This window comes from Vibrio aestuarianus (assembly GCF_012395185.1).
Taxonomy (GTDB): Bacteria; Pseudomonadota; Gammaproteobacteria; order Enterobacterales; family Vibrionaceae; genus Vibrio; species Vibrio aestuarianus.
Window position 1 is genome coordinate 65634 of sequence record NZ_JAAZTU010000022.1, and the last position, 7541, is coordinate 73174.

The 7541-nt window shown below is 42.0% G+C and carries 5 protein-coding genes; all 5 read right to left on the reverse strand.

Annotated features, from left to right (window positions below; all coding sequences use genetic code 11):
- Nucleotides 1-164 precede the first annotated feature (164 nt).
- Nucleotides 165-2090, reverse strand: coding sequence for a DUF3466 family protein (locus tag HGG78_RS11885; RefSeq protein WP_172532998.1), 1926 nt, complete (start codon nt 2088-2090; stop codon nt 165-167).
- 6 nt (nt 2091-2096) lie between these two features.
- Nucleotides 2097-4013 (reverse strand): ABC transporter ATP-binding protein, encoded by a 1917-nt coding sequence (locus tag HGG78_RS11890; RefSeq protein ID WP_053311556.1) that lies wholly within the window; start codon nt 4011-4013, stop codon nt 2097-2099.
- Complete coding sequence (locus tag HGG78_RS11895) at nt 3991-4233, reverse strand: glutaredoxin family protein (RefSeq protein ID WP_141652889.1); 243 nt, start codon at nt 4231-4233, stop codon at nt 3991-3993. The genes HGG78_RS11890 and HGG78_RS11895 overlap by 23 nt, the downstream gene beginning before the upstream one ends.
- Nucleotides 4234-4242: 9 nt before the next feature.
- Nucleotides 4243-6372: a bifunctional 23S rRNA (guanine(2069)-N(7))-methyltransferase RlmK/23S rRNA (guanine(2445)-N(2))-methyltransferase RlmL gene (gene rlmKL, locus HGG78_RS11900; RefSeq protein WP_172532999.1), complete on the reverse strand. Its 2130-nt coding sequence runs from the start codon at nt 6370-6372 to the stop codon at nt 4243-4245.
- A gap of 499 nt (nt 6373-6871) precedes the next feature.
- On the reverse strand, nt 6872-7417 hold the full coding sequence (locus HGG78_RS11905; RefSeq protein WP_172533000.1) for a cell division protein ZapC: 546 nt from the start codon (nt 7415-7417) through the stop codon (nt 6872-6874).
- Nucleotides 7418-7541 lie beyond the last annotated feature (124 nt).

The following is a 7541-nucleotide window of genomic DNA, read 5'->3' on the forward strand; positions in this document are numbered from 1 at the left end:
GTGTAGTCCTCATACAGTAACTTGTGTCTTACATACAACTATTAAATCTACGTGGCAGTTTCGTTAAGCCACAATTAATAATTGCTCAAAATTTCAACTTTCACAAGCAACAAAAAAGCGCAGATCCAAATTTGTGAACCTGCGCCCTTCTTTACATAAAATGACTATTTTCTACGGAACCCAAACAGCCCAATCAATGTCAGAGTAAGCCAACCAAGGCTGCCACCATTACGTTCAACATCGGGTAAATCAGTATTACGCACCACAATATCGTCAGCTGTATTGCCAGCAATAGGAACCAACTTTATGGCTACGACAGCTTCTGTTCCGGAAGAACAATATGAGTTATGAGAAGTGTCATCGTACCCACCAGAACACTTAAAGGCAGTCGCGGCAATCACACCATCATCATTGATATCAGAAGCTTCGAAGATCCGATACTGGTTATTGTCACCCTTTGCATTCCCGTCATTGGTCAGGTCATCTAACCACCACGCTTGGTTTTTGAAAAGTGCCATGCGGGTAACTTCACTACCAGTACCATTATAAGGATAAATAAATCCACGATGGCGGCGTTGCTTACCGTTATATTCACGAGAGGTTTCGGCATCGATGGTACCAACAACTTCATTATAATTATTGATTGCATTAGCCTCACCACCAGCACCGCTAAAGAAAATACCGCCGGATAAATAGTTTGCCACAGGATTGCCAGTATTCGCATCTGCAATGAAAATACGGTTAGCGGCTGCGCCGCTTTCAGGTCTATCACCACGACGTTTAGACTCACCAACAACAATTAGGTTCTCGTTGATATCCGTCGCCATCGAATTTGAGTAGATAAGATCGTTGTCCAATTTCAATTCAGTTCCTGAAATGACTTTGCTGTCCCACATATCATGAACTGGATTTGCCGGATCATACTTACCATTCGGGTAAAACACCGTTGCTTGCATTCTTAATACATCACTATCACGGGAAGTATTAAAACCAGCCATTACTGGTTTGGTCGCATAGTTGCCAGAATCAGCGATTGCAGCACCACGAACACTGGCTTCAGCAGAATAGCCATTTCTATTGGCAGTAACATCACCAACCCAACCTGTTACGCGGTAACCAACTGTTGGGCTAGTGGCGTCCCACATATAAGCTTGGGTTGCAAAAGCAAAGTTTTGGCATTGACGAGTTGTTTGAGGATCAACACTGTCGTTCACACAGTCACTAACATCACCGTTGTAATCTTTATTGTCGTCGTCGCTGTTGCCAGTTAAATAAGGGCTTACCGATGCACTGCCGACTACAAACTTATTTGGGCTATCAGCAAATACATCATAGGCAAATGTTCGACCCATTTTTTCAACAATTTTATTGTTAGTATCGCTAACAATAGACGTATCCGTTGGTGGGTTTAATATTGTCTGGCCATAGAAACCACGTTGGCGATAGCCCAAGGCATAGTTACTACCTGACAAGGCATAGCCACTACTGGTAATACCTATCGGAGTTGATCCATCAATAGCAGTAATGGTCGTATTTATTGTTCCTGCAATTGGATCACTAGAACCAACGATAGCGTTAATGGTTGGCAATTTTTGGGCGGTGTTTACAAAAGCAGAAGCATTCGATGTGTAATTCGCGTTATCCCAAGCATCACGCTCACGCTTTAAACCACCAACTTGTGAAGTCGTATTTGTATCAGGATCTGTATAATCAAAACCGTGCCACTGTTTATCAGCCCATGCATCACAGGTTGAATAGCCCAGTTCTCTGTAGCAATAATCTTCTAAGTCATCGCGATCTTGATAAAGAAAACGATTGTCCATTTTGAATGGCACTTCATCACGATATGAAATACCGTCTGAACCATTTAGTGTATCACCAGCAAATTGAAAAGATGATTCACTACAAGATGTTTCAAAACAGCCTAATGGATGCGATGAAACCGTATCTTTTTGTATTGCACGGCCATAATATTCATTGGCCGTAAAGTTAGGTGATACTTCTACAACTTGATATAAAGCTGCCTGTACTTGCGTTGCAGCCAAAATGCTGACTGCAATTGCGCTCATTTTAAATGTTGTACTACTCATTAATGATTAACTTTCCTGTTGCATCGCTTCGAGCTCTTCCCAGCGCTCAAACGCAATTTCAAGTTCCTGCTCTGTTGCAGTTAACTTATCTAAAACGGGCTGTGTCTTTTCTACAGATTGCATGAAAAACTCAGGATCGTTCACTTGTTCTTGAAGCAATGAAATTTCGTCTTCTAGTTGCTCTAACTTGGCTGGCAACCCTTCTAACTCTCGCTGCAGTTTATAAGATAATTTCTTAGGCTTGGTTTTAATTGATGCGGTTTTGGGAGTTTCCTCAACCACTTTCTCAACCTTGCTCACATTTTCAACAACTCGAGTTTGAAGAACCTGCGCCCTTTGTTGCTGAGCATCATGGTAACCACCAACAAATTCTTCAATTTTACCATTACCTTCAAAAATCCAGCTGGTTGTCACTGTATTATCAACAAATTGACGATCGTGACTGACTAACAGCAACGTACCCTGATAGTTGGCAAGCAAATCTTCTAAAAGTTCCAATGTTTCGATATCTAAGTCGTTAGTTGGTTCATCTAGAATCAATAAATTATTTGGCTTAAGAAAAATACGAGCTAATAGCAAGCGGTTCTTTTCACCACCCGATAGTGCTTTCACTGGCGTTCGTGCGCGCTTAGGCGCAAATAGGAAGTCTTGCAGATAACTTAACGCATGACGTTGACGACCACCAACCATCACTTCCTGTTTACCATCGGCCAAATTATCAATCACCGATTTTTCTGGATCGAGGATTTCACGATACTGATCAAAGTAAGCGACTTCGAGCTTGGTACCACAATGTAGTTTGCCACTTTGAACCTGTAGGTCACCTAATAGTAGTTTTAACAAAGTACTCTTACCGCAACCATTCGGGCCGATAAGCGCAATTCGGTCGCCACGCATAATGTTAAAGCTGAAGTTAGAAACAATGTTTTTCCCATCTATGCTGTAACTAATATCTTTAGCTTCAAACACAATTTTACCTGAACGAGCCGCGTCATCGATTTGTAGATTCGCCTTGCCCTGAACTTCGCGGCGATCACTGCGTTCTTCTCTCAGCTTCTTCAGAGCTCTAACACGCCCTTCGTTACGTGTTCGACGTGCTTTGATTCCCTGACGAATCCAGACTTCTTCTTGGGCGAGTTTTTTATCAAATTCTGCGTTTTGCATCTCTTCAACACGCAGCGCTTCTTCTTTGGCGACTAAATATTGATCATAATCACCCGGAAAAGAACTTAATTTACCACGATCGAGATCAACAATGCGCGTCGACATGGAGTGGATGAAAGCACGGTCATGCGATACAAAGATAATCGAACCTCGAAAATCCTTCAAAAAGCCTTCTAACCATTCAATCGTTGTCACATCAAGGTGGTTCGTTGGTTCGTCCAGCAATAACACGTCAGGATCGCAAACCAATGCTCTTGCCAAAGCGGCTTTGCGCTGCCAACCACCAGAAAGATCAGTCAACTTGGTATGACCGTCTAATTTGAGAGCAGCCATTACATTTTGAATTCGGTCTTCAAAGCGCCATGCACCAGTATGCTCTAGCTGTTCTTGCACTCGAGATAATTTATTAATATTGCTTTCGCTTGGATCTACCGCAATCAGATCGAGAAGATCTTGATAGATCTTAAGAGACTCGCCCACTTCAGCCAAACCACCAGCCACGTAGTCAAAAACGGTTCCGGCTTCATCACGAGGTGGGTCTTGCTCTAATCTGGAAACGACAACATCTTGCGTCACTTGCATTTTGCCGTCATCCATTACGATGTCGCCAGCAAGAACCTTCATCATTGTCGACTTGCCGGCACCATTTCGGCCAACTAAACAAACGCGTTCGTTTTCTTGCAATGCGAAATCTGCATGGTCAAGTAAAGGGTGGTCACCAAATGCAAGTTGACCATTATGGATGGTGATTAATGCCATTATTTTCTAACCAATGAAGTAATTTTTGTAAGTCAAAGGGCCAATTCAATTCCGATTGTTGATATTTCAACACAGGAATGGTGACACCGTAACGAGAAAAGAGCTCATCATCAAAGGCGATATCAACAATATCGACTTGATGACTAATCTTGGCTTGCTGAGTTAGCTCAAATGCCATCTCACAAAGATGGCATCCTTCCGTGCTATAAAGAGTGAACAACTTTATACCCTATTCGTTGCTTGCGTGTGCAATAGTCCAACAGTTATGAATCTGCTTATTACGCTCAAAGTCCAAAGGTAGTGTTTGCGCCGAAATATTTTTGGCTTCCAATCCGAGCTCTGCAAGCGCGTCTAAATCAATTTTAAAATGACGTTTATTGTTTGAGAAAACAATTATGCCATCTGGGCGCAGAATACGTTTCAAGTTCTCCATCAATTTGATGTGATCTCGTTGGACATCAAAGGTCTGTTCCATGCGCTTAGAGTTCGAAAACGTTGGCGGGTCAATAAAAATGAGATCAAATTGCTCTTTGGCGTTATCTAACCATTGCAAGCAGTCTGCCTGTTCAAAGCGGTGCTGACGGCCAATTTGACCATTTAGCTTCAAATTCTCTTTAGCCCACTCTAAATAGGTTTTCGACATATCCACCGTCATGGTTGATTTAGCACCACCACAAGCGGCATGCACAGTTGCTGATCCGGTATAAGCAAATAGATTTAAGAAATCTTTGCCTTTCGCCATTTGCCCTAAACGGCGCCGAGTCAGTTTATGATCTAAAAACAGCCCGGTATCTAGGTAGTCATGCAAATTAACAATTAACTTAACCCCGTATTCGTTAACCTGCATGGTTTCTGAAACTTGCCCCATTTTCTGGTACTGAGAGCGCCCTTTTTGCTTCTCACGCACTTTAAGTACGACTTTGTTGGCTTCTGTACCAGTCACTTGAATGGCTGCGCGAATAATATCCGTTAAACGACGTTTCGCTTTCTCTTCTGGGATATCTTTAGGCGCGGCATATTCTTGGATCACTAAGTGATCAAGGTATACGTCAATAGCCACATTATATTCCGGTAAGTCCGCATCGTAGATACGGTAACAATCGAGCTCTTCACGTCTTGCCCACTTGCCTATTTTCGCGATATTTTTCTTCAATCGATTCGAGAAATCAGGCGCCACTAGTGATTCTTGTTGAGAACTATTTGAACTATCAACCACGCGAGCTGAAATCGAGTAATTCTTTTGGTGACAAGGTAACGCACCGTTATTTAATTTGAATTGTTTGTCAGCACGCATGCGTAAGCAACTGAGCAATTCATCTGAACTTGAGAAGATAGAAGCTTGGCAGCCACCAAATTCTGCTTTCAATTGCCCACCAAATGCCGTGTATAAAGCAATTAAACCAGGGTGTGTGCCTAAACGCTCACCGTAAGGTGGGTTACAAATAACCACCCCGTCTTCAAAAGCGGCTGGACGTTTAATTAACGCAGCATCACCGAGTTGGAAAGTAATTAAATCTTCAACACCGGCGCGACGTGCGTTGTCTTTAGCGGTTTGTAATACACGAGCATCGTTATCGAAGCCAAAAAACTTACAGTCAACTTTTTTGACACCACGTCTGGCTTGTACATTCGCTTCTGATTTGATTTGGGCCCAAAGCTCTGCATCGAAATCTTCTAGCGCTTCAAAGCCCCACTTAGCACGCTTAACGCCAGGTGCCATTCCTGCGGCCATCATAGCGGCTTCAATCAATAAAGTTCCTGAACCACACATAGGATCAAGAAGTGGCTTAGTCTCATTCCACCCACTGCGTAAGATAATCGCTGCCGCGAGCGTTTCACGAAGCGGTGCACGACCCGCTTCTGGACGATAACCGCGTTGATGAAGGCCACCACCAACCATATCGATACCGAGTATGGCTTTCTCTTTGTGTAAACGCACATGCACGCGAAGATCGGCACGATCTTTGTCGATCGATGGCCTAGGGAGATTCTTATTAGTAAAGCAATCAACGATGGCATCTTTAACTTTCATCGCACCATATTGGCTATTGCGGATTTCGCGGTTTGTACCATTAAAGTCGACCACAAACTTCTTCGAACTATGGAAATGATTAACCCAATTAACGGCCGTTGCGGACAAGTAAAGATCCATGTCGTTCTGACAGTTAAATTCAGAAAGAACAAGAACAAATCTTGATGCTAGTCGGCTCCACAAACAACAGCGATAAATCTGCTCTTTAGATGCTTTAAATTTCACCCCAGCTTGTACGGGTTTTGCGTCAGCAATCCCTAATTTTGTTAGTTCTTCAACTAATAGGTTCTCAAGACCGTTTGAGGTAACCGCTAGATATTGATTCATACTGTTCTTTTACTGGTAAAAAATGACCTAGCATTATACCTGACATTCTGTTCATTGAGTAAAACAAAGTGTTTTTTTGGGCTCCTCAAACCTTCAACTGCTCAACTCCTCATCACTTTCCACTTCTATGAAGCAAAATCGCCACAAAAATCACACCAATCACTTATCTACCGTTTATCAAGGCCTACACACGAAGTGAGTATTTATTCACACCAAATCTGGACTATACCAAACGAGATTTATTGGTGTAATTTAGCTACAAATAACTTAAAAATGGGAAGAATCACCCTCATTTCATATCTTAAATCGATATGGTTACTGTCACTTTCTGCAAAATAGATGTGCTAATTTTGTACAAATCTCATATTTGAGATTGACTATGAGGCTGTGTCTGCGAGAGATTAATAGTAAGAAAGGTAATAGAAAGGCAAAAAAAATCGGCTAGTGAGCCGATAGGAAATGAAACAAAGGAACGGAAATAGGTAGAACTTCGCTAGTGCTAACTGACTAAAGCGATATGCTCTTCAAGTAAAATATGGTTGGCGCAAGACATTCTGTCATGCATCACTTTAATAACCTGGCCAAATTCAAGTTGTTTTGAACCTGCATTGAGTACGAAAGGTTGTAAATCAACAAGGGCGCAAAGACTGGCGCAATCCCCTGCTTCTAAAACAATAAAATAACCTTGGTTGCAACTGTTTAGAAGTTGAACAACATCACCTTCACAAGGTGCAAAACCTTGGCCTTGGTAGTCAAAGAACCAACTTTTCGGCTGAACTGGCTTATGGAAGCGCTTTGCAGCTACACAATACAGTGCCAGTTCCGCTTGTCGTGGTTCACTCAAGCCAAGGTAACTAATTTGTTCTCTATAGGTTTGAAATGCCGATGCATCATCAACTGAAAAATGATTATTAACAAAGGCGCAGTCTACAAGTAGATTACGGGAAAGATTGGTTTTAAAAACCATCTCATCGCCAAGGTCTAGCATCAGACAGCCTTCACTATCCGAGTAGTACCAATTCCATTTGTCACTTGGTTTAAGCATCGTTCCAACTCTTTAATTTTAGTGGATTATCAAACTATTAGGCAAAACGCTTAATTACCTTTGTTAATCATTAACTTCAATTTTAAGAATAGAAATAGAAAAAAAAAGAGGAAATGAATAGTTC